This is a genomic window from Larkinella insperata (assembly GCF_026248825.1).
Taxonomy (GTDB): domain Bacteria; phylum Bacteroidota; class Bacteroidia; order Cytophagales; family Spirosomataceae; genus Larkinella; species Larkinella insperata.
This window is the reverse complement of record NZ_CP110973.1, coordinates 559,137-577,144: the sequence shown is the minus strand read 5'-3', so window position 1 is coordinate 577,144 and position 18,008 is coordinate 559,137. Positions and strand designations below refer to the sequence as shown.

The 18,008-nt window shown below is 55.8% G+C and carries 17 protein-coding genes; 12 read left to right on the top strand and 5 right to left on the bottom strand.

Annotation, left to right across the window (positions count from 1 at the left end):
• Positions 1 to 10 precede the first annotated feature (10 nt).
• Positions 11 to 508: a DUF1648 domain-containing protein gene (locus tag OQ371_RS02225; protein ID WP_265992095.1), complete on the top strand. Its 498-nt coding sequence runs from the start codon at positions 11 to 13 to the stop codon at positions 506 to 508.
• A 10-nt stretch (positions 509 to 518) separates the two neighbouring features.
• Here the strand turns inward: OQ371_RS02225 and OQ371_RS02220 are convergent, their stop codons facing one another.
• On the bottom strand, positions 519 to 701 hold the full coding sequence (locus OQ371_RS02220; RefSeq protein ID WP_265992093.1) for a hypothetical protein: 183 nt from the start codon (positions 699 to 701) through the stop codon (positions 519 to 521).
• A gap of 156 nt (positions 702 to 857) precedes the next feature.
• Here OQ371_RS02220 and OQ371_RS02215 point away from each other — a divergent pair, with 156 nt between their 5' ends.
• Positions 858 to 3,821: an FAD-binding and (Fe-S)-binding domain-containing protein gene (locus OQ371_RS02215; RefSeq protein ID WP_265992091.1), complete on the top strand. Its 2,964-nt coding sequence runs from the start codon at positions 858 to 860 to the stop codon at positions 3,819 to 3,821.
• Between the two features lie 21 nt (positions 3,822 to 3,842).
• Here the strand turns inward: OQ371_RS02215 and OQ371_RS02210 are convergent, their stop codons facing one another.
• Positions 3,843 to 4,625: a hypothetical protein gene (locus OQ371_RS02210; RefSeq protein ID WP_265992089.1), complete on the bottom strand. Its 783-nt coding sequence runs from the start codon at positions 4,623 to 4,625 to the stop codon at positions 3,843 to 3,845.
• 190 nt (positions 4,626 to 4,815) lie between these two features.
• Here OQ371_RS02210 and OQ371_RS02205 point away from each other — a divergent pair, with 190 nt between their 5' ends.
• Together OQ371_RS02205 and OQ371_RS02200 are read left to right on the top strand one after the other, a co-directional pair.
• Positions 4,816 to 6,402 (top strand): McrB family protein, encoded by a 1,587-nt coding sequence (locus OQ371_RS02205; protein ID WP_265992087.1) that lies wholly within the window; start codon positions 4,816 to 4,818, stop codon positions 6,400 to 6,402.
• Positions 6,403 to 6,433: 31 nt separating this feature from the next.
• Positions 6,434 to 7,465 carry a galactitol-1-phosphate 5-dehydrogenase gene (locus tag OQ371_RS02200; RefSeq protein ID WP_265992085.1) on the top strand — a complete coding sequence of 344 codons (1,032 nt, stop codon included), beginning with the start codon at positions 6,434 to 6,436 and terminating at the stop codon, positions 7,463 to 7,465.
• A gap of 69 nt (positions 7,466 to 7,534) precedes the next feature.
• Here the strand turns inward: OQ371_RS02200 and OQ371_RS02195 are convergent, their stop codons facing one another.
• Positions 7,535 to 7,960 (bottom strand): hypothetical protein, encoded by a 426-nt coding sequence (locus tag OQ371_RS02195; protein WP_265992084.1) that lies wholly within the window; start codon positions 7,958 to 7,960, stop codon positions 7,535 to 7,537.
• Positions 7,961 to 8,067: 107 nt separating this feature from the next.
• On the opposite strand from OQ371_RS02195, the gene OQ371_RS02190 reads away from it, so the two are divergent.
• From OQ371_RS02190 to OQ371_RS02155, 8 genes are all read left to right on the top strand, one after another.
• Positions 8,068 to 9,144 carry a Gfo/Idh/MocA family protein gene (locus OQ371_RS02190; protein ID WP_265992082.1) on the top strand — a complete coding sequence of 359 codons (1,077 nt, stop codon included), beginning with the start codon at positions 8,068 to 8,070 and terminating at the stop codon, positions 9,142 to 9,144.
• 57 nt (positions 9,145 to 9,201) lie between these two features.
• Positions 9,202 to 10,071: an META domain-containing protein gene (locus OQ371_RS02185; RefSeq protein ID WP_265992080.1), complete on the top strand. Its 870-nt coding sequence runs from the start codon at positions 9,202 to 9,204 to the stop codon at positions 10,069 to 10,071.
• 51 nt (positions 10,072 to 10,122) lie between these two features.
• Complete coding sequence (locus tag OQ371_RS02180; RefSeq protein ID WP_265992078.1) at positions 10,123 to 11,385, top strand: McrC family protein; 1,263 nt, start codon at positions 10,123 to 10,125, stop codon at positions 11,383 to 11,385.
• A gap of 102 nt (positions 11,386 to 11,487) precedes the next feature.
• Positions 11,488 to 12,807, top strand: a complete 1,320-nt coding sequence (locus tag OQ371_RS02175) for a gluconate:H+ symporter (RefSeq protein ID WP_265992076.1) — start codon at positions 11,488 to 11,490, stop codon at positions 12,805 to 12,807.
• Between the two features lie 142 nt (positions 12,808 to 12,949).
• Positions 12,950 to 13,414, top strand: a complete 465-nt coding sequence (locus OQ371_RS02170) for a RidA family protein (RefSeq protein WP_111629873.1) — start codon at positions 12,950 to 12,952, stop codon at positions 13,412 to 13,414.
• 53 nt (positions 13,415 to 13,467) lie between these two features.
• On the top strand, positions 13,468 to 14,577 hold the full coding sequence (locus tag OQ371_RS02165) for a D-TA family PLP-dependent enzyme (RefSeq protein WP_265992074.1): 1,110 nt from the start codon (positions 13,468 to 13,470) through the stop codon (positions 14,575 to 14,577).
• 39 nt (positions 14,578 to 14,616) lie between these two features.
• Positions 14,617 to 15,285: an SGNH/GDSL hydrolase family protein gene (locus OQ371_RS02160; protein WP_265992072.1), complete on the top strand. Its 669-nt coding sequence runs from the start codon at positions 14,617 to 14,619 to the stop codon at positions 15,283 to 15,285.
• A 151-nt stretch (positions 15,286 to 15,436) separates the two neighbouring features.
• Positions 15,437 to 15,853 (top strand): hypothetical protein, encoded by a 417-nt coding sequence (locus OQ371_RS02155; protein ID WP_265992070.1) that lies wholly within the window; start codon positions 15,437 to 15,439, stop codon positions 15,851 to 15,853.
• Positions 15,854 to 15,862: 9 nt separating this feature from the next.
• On the opposite strand, the gene OQ371_RS02150 is transcribed toward OQ371_RS02155, so the two are convergent.
• Positions 15,863 to 16,897 carry a hypothetical protein gene (locus OQ371_RS02150; RefSeq protein ID WP_265992068.1) on the bottom strand — a complete coding sequence of 345 codons (1,035 nt, stop codon included), beginning with the start codon at positions 16,895 to 16,897 and terminating at the stop codon, positions 15,863 to 15,865.
• Positions 16,898 to 16,981: 84 nt separating this feature from the next.
• The gene (locus OQ371_RS02145) at positions 16,982 to 17,866 is read right to left on the bottom strand and encodes a diacylglycerol/lipid kinase family protein (RefSeq protein ID WP_265992067.1); all 885 of its coding nucleotides are present in this window, start codon (positions 17,864 to 17,866) and stop codon (positions 16,982 to 16,984) included.
• Between the last annotated feature and the right edge of the window lie 142 nt (positions 17,867 to 18,008).

Below are 18,008 nucleotides of genomic sequence, written 5' to 3'. Positions count from 1 at the left end.
TTTGATAGACATGAAAGCCCTGTCATCCTCCACCGTCCCGACGACCGAACGGCTCTTGAACGTGCTGGCATTGCTGTTAATCATAGGCCAGCTGGCGCTGATTTTTGGCTATTATCCCCAATTGCCCGAAACCATTCCGGTTCATTTCGGGCTGGCGGGAAAACCCGATCGCTGGGGTGGACGCGGAAACCTGTTTGTGGTTCCAGGGCTTTCGGTTTTCTTTTTTGTGTTGTTCTGGGGAATACGCCAGATTCCGGCCGAGTTTTACAACCAGCCCGTTCCGCAGACGCCCGAAAACCGGGACCGGCTGGTTCGCAACACGCACCAGATGCTGGCGATGCTCCTGTTCGTTGTCATGGTCTTTATGACCTGGACATTCTGGAACTGGCTGCAGGCAGCCTCCGGGTCCGAACCGGTAGCCGGAAAAATGCTTCCCAACCTTCTTTTGCTGCTGGCGATTGCGGGCACCACCCTCTTCTACGTCCGGCGGGCTTACCGTCGGGTTTGACGGTGATCGGCTAGGTGGCGTCCCGGGTGTTCCGGATCAGACTGATTCCGGAAAAAAAGAAAATACCGCCCAGCAGCAAGTAAACCCATGAGGCCCGGGCTACGCCCCCACTGGTAAGGTCCATGCCTCCGTAGATCAGACCCACTAATCCGGCCAGCGTCAGGATGATTCCGAAGATGCTTTTTACGCTCATTTTTATGACTTGAAAATGGTTTGTACGGGTATAAACTATTTTCCGCAAAAAATGGCTGTGAACCGGCACGGTATCTTAGTGGAAGGTCCGAGTTTTGTTTTTTTTCGGTAAATTAGACCCTAATTTTGCCGATTTCCAGCCCGGCTTTAACCTCGTATGTTTAGAATTCCCGCCCCCACATTTTCGTCGCTTGCTCCCACGTTTGAAGGCGATCTGTATTTCGACGACTCGCCCGAACACCAGGCCATGCGCCTGCTTTACGCCACCGATGCCTCGGTCTATCAGGAAAAACCGCTGGCCGTGGCCATTCCCAAAACCGTGGAAGACGTCAAACGGCTGGTGCGGTTTGCCCGCCAGAACCACACGTCGCTGATTCCCCGGGCCGCCGGTACGTCCCTGGCCGGGCAGGTGGTGGGCGGTGGCATTGTGGTCGATTGTTCCAAATACTTCACGGAAGTGCTGGAAATCAACGCGTCAGAAGGCTGGGCGCGGGTCCAGCCGGGCGTCATCCGCGACGACCTGAATGCCCTCCTGAGACTGCACGGACGAATGTTTGGGCCGGAAACCTCAACGGCCAGCCGGGCGATGGTCGGCGGGATGATCGGCAATAATTCCTGCGGGCTGCATTCCATTATCTGGGGGACGACGCGGCATCATTTGCTCGAAGTCCGGGCGATCCTGAGCGATGGGGCCGAAGTGACGTTCCGCCGTTTGAGCCGCAATGAGTTCGAACAGAAATGCCGGGGCGAAAACGTGGTGAGTCCGCTGGAACAGAAACTATATCAGCAAATCCGGAATGTGCTCGGCAACCCGGCGGTTCAGCAGCAGGTGCGCGACGGCTTTCCCAAACCGACCATTACGCGCCGGAATACGGGTTACGCGCTGGATGCACTGGTGCCGTTTTTTGAACACCATCCGGATGAGTACCCGTCCGATGAACACTTTAATTTCTGCAACCTGATTGCGGGTTCGGAGGGAACGCTGTGTTTTGTTACTGAAGCCAAACTGAACCTGTTGCCGCTGCCTCCGCAGAAAAGCGCGTTGGTCTGCGCCCACTTTAATACCATCCGGCAGTCGCTGGAGGCCAACCTGGTGGCGCTGGAACACGGCTGCTCTGCGTCCGAACTGGTCGATGATTACATCCTGCAACTGACCAAAGAAAATATTGAGCAGGCCAAAAACCGCGATTTTGTGGAGGGCGACCCCAAAGCCGTGCTGATGGTCGAGTTCTTCGCCGAAACGGCGGAGGAGGTTACCCGGAACGCAGCGGAGCTTGTTGCGGCCTTGCGGCAGCGGGGGCTGGGGTATGCCTATCCGGTGTTGTTTGGTACCGATGCGGTCAAGGCCTGGAATCTGCGAAAAGCGGGGCTGAGCATCATGTACAACATTCCGGGCGACCATAAACCGGCCAACGTCATCGAAGACTGCGCCGTGGATGTGCGCGACCTGCCGGATTACATCGATGAACTGGACCGGATGGCCGCCGAAAAACACGGTCTGACGCTCGAGTACTCGGCCCACGCCGGGGCGGGGGAGTTGCACGTGCTGCCGTTGATCAACCTCAAATCGGAGGAGGGCCGTCGGCAGTTCCGGGATTTGCTGGCCGATACGGCGGCTCTGGTCAAAAAATACGGCGGCTCGCTGTCGGGCGAACACGGTGACGGTCGGCTGCGGGGCGAATTTATTCCGTTTATGATCGGGGAGGCCAATTTTCAGTTGGTGCAGGAGGTAAAGCGGACCTGGGACCCGAACGGCCTTTTCAACCCCGGCAAGATTGTCGATACGCCCGCCATGAACGCTTTCCTGCGGTATGAGGCCGATCAGCAACCCGTGGCGATCGACACCATTTTTGACTTTTCGGCGGAAGAAAATATTTTGAATCTGGCCGAAAAATGCAGTGGTTCGGGTGATTGCCGCAAAACCGCCGTAACGGGCGGAACCATGTGCCCGAGTTACATGGCCACCCGCCGGGAGCACGACACCACCCGGGCGCGGGCCAACATCCTCCGGCAGTTTCTGACCCATTCCGATAAGGTCAACCGCTTCGACCACGAGGAAATCAAGGATGTGATGGACCTCTGCCTGTCGTGCAAGGGGTGCAAATCGGAATGCCCGTCGAGCGTCGACATCAGCCGGATGAAGGCGGAATTTTTACAGCATTATTACGACGCCAACGGGGTTCCGCTGCGCTCCCGACTGGTCGGTAATTTTACCAAACTGATGTCGCTGGCGAGTCTGGCTCCCTGGGCCTACAACGCAATTTACGACACGCCCGCCCTGCGCCGGATCGCCAACCGAATGGCCGGTTTTCACCCCGAGCGGACCATGCCGGAGCTGGGAAAAACAACGCTGCGGCAGTGGGCGAAAGGACGGCCCCAGGCGGGCTTGCCGCGAAAAGTGTACCTCTTCTGCGATGAGTTTACGAATTACAACGACGTGGAAGTTGGCATGAAAACCGTGCAACTGCTGGAGCGGCTGGGGTACGAAGTGGTGATTCCCGACCACCTGGAAAGCGGCCGAACGTACCTCTCGAAGGGCCTCGTGCGGGATGCCCAGAAGATTGCTGCCGAGAACGTCAGACGGCTGAGAAGCCTGATTACGGCGGAGACTCCGCTGATCGGTATTGAACCTTCGGCCATCCTGGGCTTTCGGGATGAGTACCCCGATCTGGTTCCGCAGGAATTGAAAGCCGACGCCCGACACCTGGCCAGCCATTCGTTGCTGGTTGAGGAGTTTATTGCGCAGGAAATCGACAAGGGGCGGATTGCGAAAACCGCCTTCACGACGGAAAAAAGGCTCATCAAACTGCACGGCCACTGCCACCAGAAGGCGCTGACTTCGCTGGTGCCGACGAAACGGATGCTGTCGCTGCCCGAGAATTACGAGGTGCACCTGATTCCGTCGGGCTGTTGCGGCATGGCGGGGTCGTTTGGCTACGAAAAGGAACACTACGAAGTTTCCATGCAGGTCGGGGAGCTGGTGCTGTTTCCGACGGTTCGTCAGCAGCCCGCCGATGTGCTGATTGCCGCGCCCGGCACCAGTTGCCGCCACCAGATCAAAGACGGAACGGGCCGGATTGCCCGGCACCCGGCCGAAATCCTGTTCGATGCGCTGAACTGAATCCGGACGGCTGGCGCGCGCCTACTCTTCACACAGGTATTGAAACGTATGCTGGTAGGTGCGATCGGCGGGAACCGAGTCGGCCGGAGCCGTCAGGTGAGAAGATTGGGTGGACCGAACCGGGTTGAAATGGTTGTCATACTCCGTCGTAAACTGACTGGTTTCCCGTAAAGTAATACCACCGTTGGCCGCGATGATTTGGCGGGTGTGGGATCGGCTATCAAATCGTTGCAGGTACCGGGCCGCATCGGATTCGGTATGGTTGGTCAGCGCCAGCAAAGCCAGCAGGATGGTCTGGGCCGAATCGTAAAAGGGCGAGTGATTGTCGGCGCTCTGCACAAAAGTCATTTCCTCCTCCGTCCGGGAACCGTCTTTGTAACCATTCTGAACCGTCTGGGCGACAATATCGACGGTATTGGGAGCGATCTCGCCGTATGAGAACTGGAAAATCCGGCTGGAAATGAAGGAACTGGTGGGTAGCGTGACCCGCGTTTCCACCAGGCGAATCAGGCGAACCGAGCGATCATCGGTATCGTAATAAAGCGAAAAAACCGACTGCTCCTTGTTGTTGATGATGTACGACGCGGTTTTGACCCGGTCGTATTCGTCATAGTCGAGGCTGAGTACGGTGCTGCGATCGGGCGTGTAGGCAGAGGCAACTTTACCGCCGATGTATTTAAAATCAAACGAGATGGCGCGGTCCGAGCTTCGGTCGCTGTAAGACAATAATCGGCCATTCTGGTAGTTTAACGTCTGGCGGCTGATTTCCTGTTGGCCATTTTGATCCGTTTGGTAGCGGATCATTTCCGTTACGAAACAAACCGTGTTGGTTGGGTTGGTGTCGTTGAGTGTACAAGCTAATAACGCAAGCGTAATCCATCCGTAACTAAACCAATTTTTCATCATCAATAGAACAGGAAACATCTAGACCACCAAAATACGAACTATTTGGCAAAATGTCGTAGTTTCGATGGGCGAGAGGCCCAATAATACCATGACCTTAACTCAGCAACGACACCAACTCATTGAAAAAATAAGGGCGATTGATCAGCCGGAAGCCATCCGGAAATATCTTGGGTTGCTGAAGGAACTGATTGAAACCGTCAACCTGCCCAACGGCGACAGTCGGCTGGCGTTTGTTGTGAACCGGGATCAGAAAGCCATTTCGGCGCACATCAACTTTTTTCTGGCGCTGCGGCTCTACCGGCCCCGGCAGGGCGAGCTGGAGTTCTGGCTTACCGTCAAAAAGGCTTGCCGCGAACGAATCGAATCGCTGGCGGTGGTGGATGTAAAGCCGTTGTCCGAAAAGTCAGATTACATTTCCGTGATCGTCGGCCAGTCGTCGGATCATTTGCTGAATCACCCCGTCCTGCGAAGCTGCTGGGAAGACTGTCTGGCGGAGTTGCTGGTGACAACCAAACGCGGTCCGCACACGGCCAGCCACAACCGGTTTATTTACCAGGCGGCCGACGATGAGGCCGTTCGGGGTGAAATCATGGCGGATGCGTTTCGGTCGGAGCAACCCGCCGACGAGTGGAATAGCGTGGAGGAAGCCCCGGCGGTTTACGAGAAAACCGAACCGGCGCGGCCCTCCATCCCGCTGAATCTGATTATCTATGGTCCGCCCGGAACCGGCAAGTCGTTCGAAGCCCGCGAATTAAGCCGTACCTACGACAGCGAATGGATTACGTTTCACCCCTCGTTTGGCTACGAAGAATTTGTGGAAGGGATCCGGCCCGAAACCCGGGGTAATCAGATCAGCTACAAAATTGCCCGGGGAGTCTTTCACAAAGCCTGCCTGGCCGCTTTGCAGAAGGCCGGTTATGCAACCATGGCCGACTGCCTGAACGATGAGTCCGAAACCCGTCGGCAGAAGATTGCGCGCGCCGATGCGCAGGTACTGATCATCGACGAAATCAACCGGGCGAACATTTCCAAGGTGTTTGGGGAACTGATCACGCTGATTGAACCCGATAAACGACTGGGAGCCACCAACGAACTGTGGCTGACGCTACCGTACTCGCAGGAGCGGTTTGCGGTACCGGCCAACCTGTATCTGGTGGCCACCATGAACACCGCCGACCGTTCGATTGCTCTGCTGGATATTGCCCTGCGTCGCCGGTTTCATTTTCGGGAGCTATTACCGGATGTGGGACTGCTTTCGGTGGTCGATGGCGTTGATCTGGGCACGTTGTTGCGTACGCTGAATGAACGGATTGAGTACCTTTACGACCGCGATCACCTGCTGGGTCATGCGTATCTGATGAACGTTCAGTCGCACGAGGAGCTTTGTGAGGTGTTCAGTGACCGGATAATCCCGTTGTTGCAAGAATACTTTTACAACGACTGGCGAAAGATTCAATTCGTGCTGGGCGACAATCCGGCCTGGAGAAAAGCGCCCGATCAGAAATTAATTTGGGTAAAAAAGCAGTACCGTCCTGCTTTAACGAAGGAACTGTTTGGCGAGGAACCGGACGAACTGACGGAAGTCGTTACGTTTGAAATAAACCCGCATCTGCTCCGGCGCGAATACCACCAGATACCCAGGGAAGCCTTTACGACCATTTATCAAAAACCATAATGAACCTGCGAATAGCAGGTGCGTAGAAAATATGAAAGCACTCGTCTTAACAAACTATAAGGAGTTTGAATTACAGGAACTTTCCCGTCCGCAACCCGGTCCGAACGATGTGCTGGTGAAAGTCCAGGCCGTCGGAATCTGCGGCAGCGACGTTCACGGCATGGACGGCAGCAGCGGCCGGCGCATTCCGCCGATCGTCATGGGCCACGAAGCTTCGGGGATCATCGTTGAAACCGGGGACGCCGTTAAAAACTGGCAGGTGGGCGACCGGGTCACTTTCGATTCAACGGTGTATGCGCTGGACGACTGGTACAGCCGCCGGGGGATGTACAACCTCAGTGACGGTCGTGAGGTATTGGGCGTTTCAACACCGGATTTCCGGCGGCAGGGCGCTTTTGCCGAGTTTATTGTGGTGCCGCAGCACATTCTCTACCAGGTTCCCGACAACGTCAGCTTTACGCAGGCGGCTTTGGTGGAACCGGTGGCGGTGGCGCTGCACGCCCTGAGCCTGACGCCCATTCTGGTCAATGATACGGCGGTGGTCGTGGGGGCCGGCATGATCGGGTTGTTTGTTATTCAGGCGCTGAAACTGGCGGGTTGTGGTTCAATTATCGCCGTCGATCTGGACGACGACCGGCTGGCGCTAGCCCAGCAACTGGGGGCAGACGTAGCAATCAACACCAGCCGGCAGGATGTAACGGCGGAAGTTCAGGCCCGGACGCACGGACGCGGGGCTGACGTTTCGTTTGAAGTGGTGGGCATTGAACCCACGGTTAAAACCGCCATTGACTGCGTGCGCAAGGGAGCCACGGTTACGCTGGTGGGCAATCTGGCCCAATCGGTCAATATCCCGTTGCAGGCTGTCGTGACGCGGCAGTTGCGGTTGCAGGGGTCCTGCGCCATCAACGGCGAATACGAAGCGGCCCTGGATCTGATTTCGTCCGGAAGAATCAACGTAGAAGCAATTCTGAGCGCAGAAGTGCCGCTGGAAGAGGGCGCCAGTTGGTTTCAGCGGTTGTACGACAAGGAAAAAGGACTCATCAAGGTGGTGTTGAAACCGTAAAAAGCGGTCGTTTCAGGTTGGCCGAAGCTCCATAAGCCGGTGCCAGTCAACCTGAAACCGTTACCAAGTTTACTTCGACACCGAATATTTCATTCTGATTCCGGCCAGGACCGGCTGGTCGAAGCTGTACACCATTTCCATAATCAGCTCGCTGGCCGTTAACGATAGTATTTTATAAGCCGCCGGTGCCGCGCAATCAACGTAAATGCAACTTTCTCCGCCGTAGGTTTCGGTGATGCTGAGCGTTTCGCCCTGACGCTCAAAACGAATGGGCGAGCAGCAGGCCGGTTCGGATTTCGGATAGAGAATATTTCCGTTGGCACGAAATTCCATTACGGATTCGGACGAAACCGGCTCCCACGTTCCCGTACCATTCCGCGTTTCGATCAGCCTCCACTTCTGATACAACGGATCGGAAGGGGGGGCGTCCTGGTCGGCTTTGCGGCAGGAAATTGACAGGCCCAAAAACAGGACAAATAGAATCAGTTGTTTCATGACTTTTCTACATTTGTAAGCAAGAGTCATTTCGCGGGCGAACCGTTGGAGCTCATGGTAATAATCATGCTTCCTGACGGCTCCTCCGCGATTCATTCCCTTTTAACATGCCGAAAACCCTCAACATTGCTTTGATTGGCCCCGGTAAAGTGGCGCATAACCACGCCCGGGCCGTACTTGAAACGCCGGATACCCAACTCGTCGCGATTTACGGCCGCAATCACGCGCGCGCCACGGAGTTTGCCGGTAAATACGGTATTGCCGCCTACTCCGACATCGCTGACATGGTGAACCGCGAGAAGGTGGATGTCTGCATTGTCTGCACCCCGCATCCGGCCCACCGAGAGGTTACCGTAGCCGCTTTTGAAGCCGGCGCCAATGTGCTGGTCGAAAAACCCCTGGCGTCGTCGCTGGCGGATTGCGATGCCATGATTGAAGCCGCCCGGAAGGCCAACCGGCAACTCGCCGTGGTAAGCCAGCGTCGTTTCTACGAGCCTTGCATGCGGATGCGGCAGGCCATTGATGAGGGCAAAATCGGCAAGCCGGTGCTGGGACACGCTCAGTTGTTCGGCTGGCGCAGCGAGGAGTATTACCGCAGCGACCCCTGGCGCGGTTCGTGGGAACACGAAGGCGGGGGCGTGTTGGTCAACCAGGCTCCGCACCAACTGGATTTGCTGCTGTGGTACATGGGCGAAATGGAAGAAGTGTACGGCGTCTGGTCCAACCTGAACCACCCGGAAATTGAAGTCGACGACACGGCGGTGGCCGTTGTTCGTTTCAAAAACGGCGGTGTAGGCAATGTGATCGTCAGCAATTCGCAGAAGCCCGGACTCTACGGAAAAGTCCATATTCACGGGCAGAACGGCGCTTCAATTGGGGTGCAGACCGACGGTGGATCGATGTTCATTGCCGGCATGACGTCCATTCAGGATGCGCCCTACAACGACATCTGGTCGGTGCCGGGCGAGACCGATAGGCAGAGCGTCTGGAAGGTGGAGGATGATGCCGTTTTTAACAGCGTCGATTCGTCGAGCCACTACTTTGCCCGCCAACTGGCCGATTTTTGCCAGGCGATCCAGGAAGGCCGTCCGTCGTTGGTAACGGGTGAGGAAGGCCGAAAAGTAGTTGCCTTGTTTGCGGCTATTTACGAGTCAACCCGCACGAAGCAGCCCGTTCGCTTTTAGCCGTTCCGTTTCAACAAAAACCGATGGATCGTCGTTTTGAGAGTAAGTCATCGGATTATGAAGCAATTAACACGGTTTTTAACGCTCATCCTCATCACGATAGTAGCCGACGGGTGCCGGAAAACGCCCGTCGGCAATACCCAGCCGGCGGCCTCAACCCCAACCCTTGCAACGGATCTGGGCAGCAAACGGCGGCAGGGAGTTGATTTTACCGCGCACGGTGCCACCCCCGGCTGGTCGCTGGATATTGACTTTACCAAGGCCATTCGTTTCCAGACTCAAAACGGGCCGTTACTTGTGGCCGCCGTGCCCAAATCGCAGCGCGAACCGGGCGGAAGCGGCATCCTCTTCGAGGCCCAACTCCTGCCGGACCCCGCCGAGTCGACCCGCCGGACCGCCAGCCGATCGGCAGCATCCCGCCGACGGAATGACCGGCTCAAAATCATCATCAGCCCGGTGGTGTGCCGCGACAATCGCAACGGACAAACGTACGCCTATGGTGTAACCGTTGAAACCAACGGCCAGCGCTACAGCGGCTGCGGAACCTTTCTGAACGGCATGACCCGGCTCAACAGCCAGTGGGTGCTCGAAACTTACCGCGGGCAGCGGCTTCACGCCGAACAGTTCGTCAACCGGCAGCTGCCGACGCTGGATATCAACGTGAAAGAAAAGCGGTTGCAGGGGTTTACGGGGTGCAATACGATGCAGGGACAGGTCCGGGCCGACGGCGATAACGTCCGTTTCGAAGCCGTCTCCACCACGCGCCGGGCGTGTCCGTACAATTTTGAAACCGGTTTTCTGACGGCCTTGCAGAGTGTGACGCTCTACCGCGTCAGCAACAACCGCCTGACGCTGCTGGCCGACGGCAAGTACGTCATGACGTTTCGGAAAACCATTAAAAAAGAAACCCCCGCCACCGGCCCGTAATCCGGCCCGGTAACCAGCCCTGGCCGAATCCGTTCCGATTGTTAGTACGCAATGTCTCTCGTTATTACTGAATACGGCCTTATTCGACGCAACCGGGATTTTCCGGACGCGGTTAATTCGCTGACGGAATTGTACCTGCCGGATGCGCCGTTCGAAGCCCTGAGAAACTTCGTAACCGAAAGCGAAGCCGATGCCGTTCTGAGTTTTTTTCTGCAAAAAGGCCGGGAATGCATTCGGGTGAAGAACTACGTCGGGTTGCTCGAAACCCGGGACGGCACCCAACTCGAAATTTTGCCCAAAGCCGTTGATGCCAAACAGGGCCGCCGGACGCTGCTGCGGATGCTGCGGTATGGGCGCAACAGCCCGTTTCGGCCCGTCGAATCGGCCTGGCAGGGCGCCAACCGGCTGCCATTATGGGAGGTTTTTGTCACATTGTTTCTGGATGCGGTAACGCCGGTTATTACCAAAGGCGTCCAGAAGTCGTATGTAGCCCGGACGGCCAACCAGCGGTTTTTGAAGGGTAAACTGGAACTGGCCGAGCAGATTCGGCAGAACGGTTTTCACGCCGAACGGATGGTCACTACCTTCGATGAACAGACCGCCAACCTGCCGCAGAATCGGTTGCTGAAATCCGCGCTCGAATTCGTGCAGAAACGCGCCCGCACGGTGCCCAGCCAGAGCCGCATCCGGCAACTGTTGTTTGCCATGGATGAGATTCCGCCTTCGGAGCGGCTTTTGGAGGATTTACGGGCTGTCGCTGGGCAAAACCGGCTTTTTGCCCACTACCAACCGGCTTTGCAGTGGGCCGAAGCGCTGCTGAGCGGCCGGGCGTTTGGCCTGACCGCCGGACGGCACCTGACCCTGGCTCTGCTGTTTCCGATGGAACGAGTGTTTGAAGAATACGTTGCCGCCGGTTTCAAACGGTACGTTCAGGATGCCGATGTGACGCTTCAGGAATCCACACAGCACCTGATTGAGAATCACGTGGGGAGTCGGAAATTCCGGCTACGACCGGACATTCTTCTGCGCCGGAACGGGGTTACGACGGTGTTGGATACCAAATGGAAACGCATCGACGCAACCCATGCCACCGGAAATTACGGCATCGATCAGGGCGATTTGTACCAGCTTTACGCGTACGGCAAAAAATACAACGCCACGGAACTGGTGCTTATTTACCCGGCCACCGAGCAGTTTCAGGAGCCGCTCGACCTGTTTGGCTACGACGAAACCATGCACCTGCGCGTTGTACCGTTTGACATCAATCGGCCGCTGGAGGAAGCCGTCCTGAAGGTAACAACGAATGAGAAATGATGGACGATGGAGGCCACGAATGCAGATAATTCACGGCCCATCATTCATAACTAATCATTCCTGATTATCTTACGGGCTCCTAAACAACCTCGTCTTCCCTAAATGCCACTTGTACTTACCTTTTTGGGCATTCTGGCCCTGGTCTTTCTGATCGCATTTGTCAAGATTGATACGTTTATTGCGTTCGTGCTGGTCTCCCTCGGTATTGGCCTGGCAGCGGGCATGGATGTGGTTGCCATCGGCAAGTCCATTCAGACCGGGATTGGCGGCACCCTGGGCGAGCTGGTCCTGATCGTTGGTTTCGGGGCCATGCTGGGCCGGCTGGTGGCCGAAAGCGGAGCCGCCATGCGCATCACCAATGTGCTGATTAAAGTTTTCGGGGTCAAAAATTTGCGCTGGGGGTTGGCGCTGGCGGGCTTCATCATCGGAATACCGTTGTTCTACAACGCCGGGTTTATCATTGTTTTTCCCCTGATTATCACCATTGCCGCGTCTTCGGGGTTGCCCATGATGACGGTGGCCATTCCGATGTTGTCGGCCTTGTCGGTCGCCCACGGTTACCTGCCTCCGCACCCGTCTCCGGCGGCCATTGCCGGTCAGTTGGGCGCCAACATTGGTCGTACACTGATCTACGGCATCATTGTTTCCATTCCGGCCATCGTCATTGCGGGGCCAATTTTCGGGAGAACCCTGACCAAATACCGTCCTCAGATCGACCGCGACCTGTTTAAAATCCGCCAGATTCCGGACCACGAATTGCCGGGTGCGGGCATCAGCTTTTTCGTTGCGCTGTTGCCGGTGCTGCTGCTGACGCTGACGGGGCCGCTCAAAACGGTTTTTCCGGAAGGGTCGTTTGCCGACAAACTCATTACGCTGCTGGCCGAACCGTACATCGGGATGTTGCTGTCGGTGCTCGTGGCGGTGTACGCCCTGGGAATTCAGCGGGGGCTGACGATGAAAGCCGTGATGAAAGACCTCGAAGAAGCCATCAAAGCCGCGTCGCCGGTGCTGCTGGTCATTGCCGGTGCCGGGGCGCTGAAGCAGATCTTCATCGACAGCGGAACAAGCAAATACATCGGATTTCTTCTGCAGGATGTTTCAATTTCACCCCTGCTGCTCGGCTGGGGCATTGCCGCCGTTATCCGGGTTTGTGTGGGGTCGGCAACGGTGGCCGGTTTAACGACGGTCGGGATCATCCTGCCCCTGATTGAAAACCAGACCAACGTAAAACCCGAGTTGATGGTGCTGGCGATTGGTTCTGGCAGCCTGATGATGTCGCACCTGAACGACGGCGGTTTCTGGCTGTTCAAGGAATATTTCAATTTAAGCATCCGGGAAACCCTGCAAACCTGGACCGTCATGGAAACAATTGTGTCGATTATCGGTCTGTTCGGGGTTTTAGCGTTAAATTTGGTGGTTTAATCACGATAGGCAAGATTTATAACCACTTTACGCCATGGAATACACCTCGCATATGTACCTGAACCTCGGGTTCGAACCAGATAAAAATTTAAATTTTGAACTAGAACCGGACGCTACTGACGATAGTGTTGATGCTTCGCTTATGACTCCAGACGAAAAATTCGCCCAGTTGGGCCTGAATCTGCCGCCCGCCCCCAAGCCGTTGGGCGTTTACAAACCGTTCCTGATTGTTGACCGCTTCGTGTACGTGTCCGGCCACGGCCCCGTACAGGACGATGGTAGCCTGATCATTGGCCGCGTGGGTGCCGACCTGGACATGGAAAAAGGCAAACTGGCCGCCCAGCAGGTTGGTTTAACCATTCTGTCGACGCTCAAAGCCAATCTGGGCAGCCTGAACAAAATCAAGCGGGTGGTAAAAACCCTGGGCATGGTAAACGGTACCACGGACTTCCAACGCCATCCGTACGTCATCAACGGTTGTAGCGAATTGTTTGCGAAAGTCTGGGGTGAAGAAAACGGTATCGGCGTTCGCTCGGCCGTGGGCATGGGAACGTTGCCTGATAACATCCCGGTGGAAATTGAAGTCATGTTTGAGCTGGCCGACTAAACCTTTTACCCCAACCCCCGAAGCGATTTCTGAAGGGTTGGGGTAGCTTTTTTATGGATGACTACCTGATTCAGAACGTTCAGCTAATCGATTCTCCAGCCCTGGTGCTGTACCCTGAGCGCATTGCCCACAACATCCAGACAATGCTGGACCTAGTGGACGGCGACGCCGACAAGTTGATTCCGCACGTCAAAACGCACAAAATGGCCGAAGTTGCCAAGATGCAGGTCGAAGCGGGCATTACCAAGTTTAAATGCGCCACCGTTGCGGAAGCCGAAATGCTGGCTGATACCGGCGCGCGGCACGTACTGATTGCCTACCAGCTGACCGGCCCGAAACTGCACCGGTTTTGCGAACTCGTACAGGCTTACAACTGGGTCGAGTGGGCATCACTGGTCGACAACTGGGTGTCGGCGGAGGAACTGGCCCACGAGTTTGAAAAAACCACCCACAAGCCCGTGGTGTACATCGACGTTAACCTCGGGATGAACCGGACGGGCCACGTGGTGGATGAAAACCTGGAAGAATTATACCGTCAGCTGAAAGCCGACGAACGGTTTGATGTTCGCGGCTTTCACGCCTACGACGGCCATCTGCGCGATCCGGACGTTGTCGTTCGGCAGGCCCAGGCCGATGCGGCCCTGAAACCGCTGGAAGAACTGGCCGACAAGCTGGAAGAGGAAGGCGCAACCCGGCCGCTGATGGTGGTGGGGGGAACACCGACGTTTTCGAATCACGCCCACCGGCCCAACGTCTGGTGCAGCCCCGGAACCTGCCTGTTGTGGGATTGGGGATACGGCGACCTGCTGACCGAACAGGGTTTTGAGTGGGCCGCGCTGCTGATTACGCGGGTGGTGTCGAAACCGGCTCCCGGTATCGTGACGACCGATCTGGGCCACAAGGCCGTAGCCGCCGAAAATCCGCTGAACAAGCGGGTGAAATTATTGAATCTGAACGGGTACGAAATCACCGGACAAAGCGAAGAACACCTCGTGTTGCAGGTCCAGAACTGGGATTCGATTCAGATTGGCGATGTGCTGTACGGTGTGCCCTACCACATTTGCCCGACCGTGGCGCTCCACGACGAAGCCCAGGTTATTCTGGAGGGCGAAGTAGCCGGGCGCTGGCTTATCGACGCCCGCAAACGCCGGATCACCTATTAACAAAGCAACAAAACCAAACCCTACTTCTGAAGCTGAATCATGCGTACGTTTCCTATCCTGCTGCTGACGTTTATGTGGCTGGCCCTGACTCCAAGTAAACCGACCCGGGTGGTCTTTTTCGGTGACTCGATCACGCAGGCTGGCGTTCAACCCGGCGGTTACATCACCCGCATCGGCGATATGCTGAAAAAAAACAACCTGGCCAATGCGTACGAGCTGATTGGGGCCGGGATTGGCGGTAATAAAATTTACGACCTGTTTCTGCGCATGGACGAGGATGTGCTGGCCAAGCAGCCGAACATCACGTTTGTGTACGTGGGGGTGAACGACGTCTGGCACAAGCGGAGCTTCGGCACCGGCACCGATCCGGACAAGTTTGTGAAGTTTTACGATGCGGTTATCAAGAAACTCCAGGCGGCCGGTAGCAAGGTGATCCTGTGTACGCCCGCCGTGATTGGCGAAAAAACCGATTACTCCAACGACCAGGACGGTGATTTGCAGCAGTATTCCAAACTGATTCGCGAAATTGCGGCCAAGCACAACCTGCCGCTGTGTGATCTCCGAAAAGCGTTTCTGGATTATAACCTGAAAAACAATCCCCAAAATCAGGAGAAAGGCATTCTGACGACCGACCGCGTCCACCTCAACGACGCCGGTAACCAGTTGGTGGCTGACGAAATGTACAAGCTGATGGTTTCGGCCAAATAAATCCCGAAACCGTTTACGGTATTACTGGCTACGATGAACATCGTAGCCTTTTTTAGTAGTCGGGTTTGCGGGTCGCCGTCGCTTCGGTTAACGGTTTTAATAGCGGTGCGTTGGTGATACGCTTTGACCAATACGCTACCTTTGCGGTATCATGCTGAGCAAACGAGTTAAATACATTCTTTTGGGTCTGGTCGCGTTGCTGGTGGGCTACATCATCTACGATGCGAGTGAAGAACCGGGAATTGACGACCTGAAAGGAACGTACCAGGAAGTGGCCATGTACCGGAATGAAAACAACACCGGCCCCATCATCCGGATTTACGCCGTGACGGTCAGCGATACCACGCGCTGGGACGAAATGCAGCAATACGGCGACCTGATGCTGTACACCAAATACGGAAACACCAAAGTATATTTCTTCCCGGCCGGCAAACCGGCTCCCCTCGAACTCTTTCCGAAGCAACCGAATTTCGACCGCCAATTTGAACCGTATTGCCTGGCCGTATACGAGAAAGACGCCATGAGCCAGGTGTCGTTCCGGAAAAAACCGTTCGCCACGACGCCGTAACGGAAGCAGCTACTTCCGCAGCCATTCCATCCAGTCTCTGGCCACCTCGTCACCCCGGTATATTTTATCGACGACGTGGCCGGTTGCATCTTTCTTGAGCTCGAAAAACTGATGATCGTGGTTGTAATACGCTTTCAGCGTCAGGTTCTTGTTGCCGTTGGCAATAAATTCGAGCGGCAGAGCGTCCAGGCTGGGGGCCATTTCTTCATCCGCGGTTCCGTAGGCGATGTAGAGGGGCGTGCGGATTTTTAAGAGGTTGTCGAGGTTATGGATCGAAAACGAGTGCCAGGCGCGGTAGGTGTCGCCAAAACGCTTGTCGACGGCCGTCGGGTTGCGGCAGATGTCCTCCCAGATCTGATACAGCTTTTCAATCTGCTGTTGCCCCTGTTCGGGCGTCAGTTCACCCCGGGCGACCTGCTGGCGGGTGTTCCAGATTTCGTACTCATAACGGCGTCCGTTGCGGCCGGAAAAGAGGATGGTGTGCGTTACGAACCGGTTGTGATTGGCCACCAGATCCGCCCCGACAGTAAGTCCTTCCGAGCCGCCACAGAACACAACTTTCTGCCGGTCGATCCAGGGCTGTTCGACCAGGTAATTAATCACCTGATTGCACTGGGCCGTGTATTTTTCCCGGTAATTGTTTTGCAGATACGTCGGGCTGACGAACTTTTCGGACGGGTTGGGTTGCCGGAGGGCCTGGTAATAGTCGTTCAGGAAGGTCGTATCGGCCACCAGCCGAACCCCCGGTTTCTGGATGATGACAAAATGGTATTCCCGCTGATAATCCCGGAAATGAAAAGGAGCAGCCAGGTAATACTTTCCCCCGTCCAGGTGGATAAAAGGCGTTGGCTGCGAGCCCTGCCGGAACAGGAAAAGCGGTTTCTTTACTTTCAGATCGTCCTTGGTGCCAAAAACGATAAACGTGGTGGTGTCTTTCCCGTCCGGCAGGTGGAAAACCTGGCAGAGATCTTCCAGACGGGTTGTTTGGGCATATGTGGAGACCGCCAGATGCAGGGCGATCAGGAGAACGAAACGGGTTTTCATGGAACGAGCGAAATGATTCGGCAAAAAAGAAGCTTGTTTCGCTTATCTGAAACCTATTTAACGTTTCTTAGGAATTTTTAACAATTAGTCCGGCAGGATCACCTGCAATTTCCCGGGCCAGATTTCGGCGGCAATTTCCCGGATTTTTCCCCGATACTCCCCGTCGATCTGGAAATACGCCTTCCGCTTCGTTACGATCTGGACCGAGGTGGCCGGAAAAATTTCGATGTGGCTGGGGTCGAAGGGCCGGAAACGGATAAACATCCGCAGGATGGCCAGAAAGGACAGCTTCCGGATGACGACGACCTCGAATTTGCCGTCGGCCACGTCGCCGTCGGGGTTGATAATGGCCCCGGTTCCGTACATCCGGGCGTTGGCCAGCACCACCATAAACGCCGACCGACGCACCACATGATCACCCAGGTGAATTTGCAGATTCAGCAGCCGCCGACGCATCAGTACCCGCAGCACCCCGCGCGCGTACCCCAGCTTACCGCGCATGTTTCCTTCGTCGAAGTATTTCACCAGTTGCGCGTTCATGCCGATGTCGCTCAGGTGCAGGCAGTGTTCGGTGCCGTTGATGCAAATCAGATCGATCGGTTTGGCCGTACCGTTGACCACCACCTCCAGGCTGTCTGCCAGCGCGGGCGGAATACCCAGCTCGCGGGCCATGCCGTTGGCCGAACCGGCCGGGAGGATGCCCAGCGGCAGGTTGGCGTTCAGAGCGTGTTCGGCCACCATTTTGATGGTGCCGTCACCGCCCACGGCCACCAGCCGGTCGGGTTGGAAGGAAGCGATTCGTTGCGGAAGTTTTTCCTGGTCAGTTTTGCCATCCAACAGGAACAGATCGGCCGAATGAGGTTGTTTCTCAAAAAATTCTTGAATACCCGTTTCCCAGACTGATTTATCCTGCCCGCCGGAAATAGGATTGATGGCGAACAGAAATTTTAACTTTTTAGCTTCCGGCATGTTCCTGATTCAGCAATGGTTAGGTGTATGAAGTGAAATAAACGTAAAATTTGCCGTTTTCGATAGCTAACGTACTCAAATATCGGTTTATAATGCGTTAGAGCCGATGTACGACCAGTTACTTACAATAAACAAAGAATGG

Bases quoted from the DNA above. Each gene is read 5' to 3' on its own strand.
- OQ371_RS02225 (WP_265992095.1), top strand. From the start codon at position 11: ATGAAAGCCCTGTCATCCTCCACCGTCCCGACGACCGAACGGCTCTTG.
- OQ371_RS02220 (WP_265992093.1), bottom strand. From the start codon at position 701: ATGAGCGTAAAAAGCATCTTCGGAATCATCCTGACGCTGGCCGGATTA.
- OQ371_RS02215 (WP_265992091.1), top strand. From the start codon at position 858: ATGTTTAGAATTCCCGCCCCCACATTTTCGTCGCTTGCTCCCACGTTT.
- OQ371_RS02210 (WP_265992089.1), bottom strand. From the start codon at position 4,625: ATGATCCGCTACCAAACGGATCAAAATGGCCAACAGGAAATCAGCCGC.
- OQ371_RS02205 (WP_265992087.1), top strand. From the start codon at position 4,816: ATGACCTTAACTCAGCAACGACACCAACTCATTGAAAAAATAAGGGCG.
- OQ371_RS02200 (WP_265992085.1), top strand. From the start codon at position 6,434: ATGAAAGCACTCGTCTTAACAAACTATAAGGAGTTTGAATTACAGGAA.
- OQ371_RS02195 (WP_265992084.1), bottom strand. From the start codon at position 7,960: ATGAAACAACTGATTCTATTTGTCCTGTTTTTGGGCCTGTCAATTTCC.
- OQ371_RS02190 (WP_265992082.1), top strand. From the start codon at position 8,068: ATGCCGAAAACCCTCAACATTGCTTTGATTGGCCCCGGTAAAGTGGCG.
- OQ371_RS02185 (WP_265992080.1), top strand. From the start codon at position 9,202: ATGAAGCAATTAACACGGTTTTTAACGCTCATCCTCATCACGATAGTA.
- OQ371_RS02180 (WP_265992078.1), top strand. From the start codon at position 10,123: ATGTCTCTCGTTATTACTGAATACGGCCTTATTCGACGCAACCGGGAT.
- OQ371_RS02175 (WP_265992076.1), top strand. From the start codon at position 11,488: ATGCCACTTGTACTTACCTTTTTGGGCATTCTGGCCCTGGTCTTTCTG.
- OQ371_RS02170 (WP_111629873.1), top strand. From the start codon at position 12,950: ATGACTCCAGACGAAAAATTCGCCCAGTTGGGCCTGAATCTGCCGCCC.
- OQ371_RS02165 (WP_265992074.1), top strand. From the start codon at position 13,468: ATGGATGACTACCTGATTCAGAACGTTCAGCTAATCGATTCTCCAGCC.
- OQ371_RS02160 (WP_265992072.1), top strand. From the start codon at position 14,617: ATGCGTACGTTTCCTATCCTGCTGCTGACGTTTATGTGGCTGGCCCTG.
- OQ371_RS02155 (WP_265992070.1), top strand. From the start codon at position 15,437: ATGCTGAGCAAACGAGTTAAATACATTCTTTTGGGTCTGGTCGCGTTG.
- OQ371_RS02150 (WP_265992068.1), bottom strand. From the start codon at position 16,897: ATGAAAACCCGTTTCGTTCTCCTGATCGCCCTGCATCTGGCGGTCTCC.
- OQ371_RS02145 (WP_265992067.1), bottom strand. From the start codon at position 17,866: ATGCCGGAAGCTAAAAAGTTAAAATTTCTGTTCGCCATCAATCCTATT.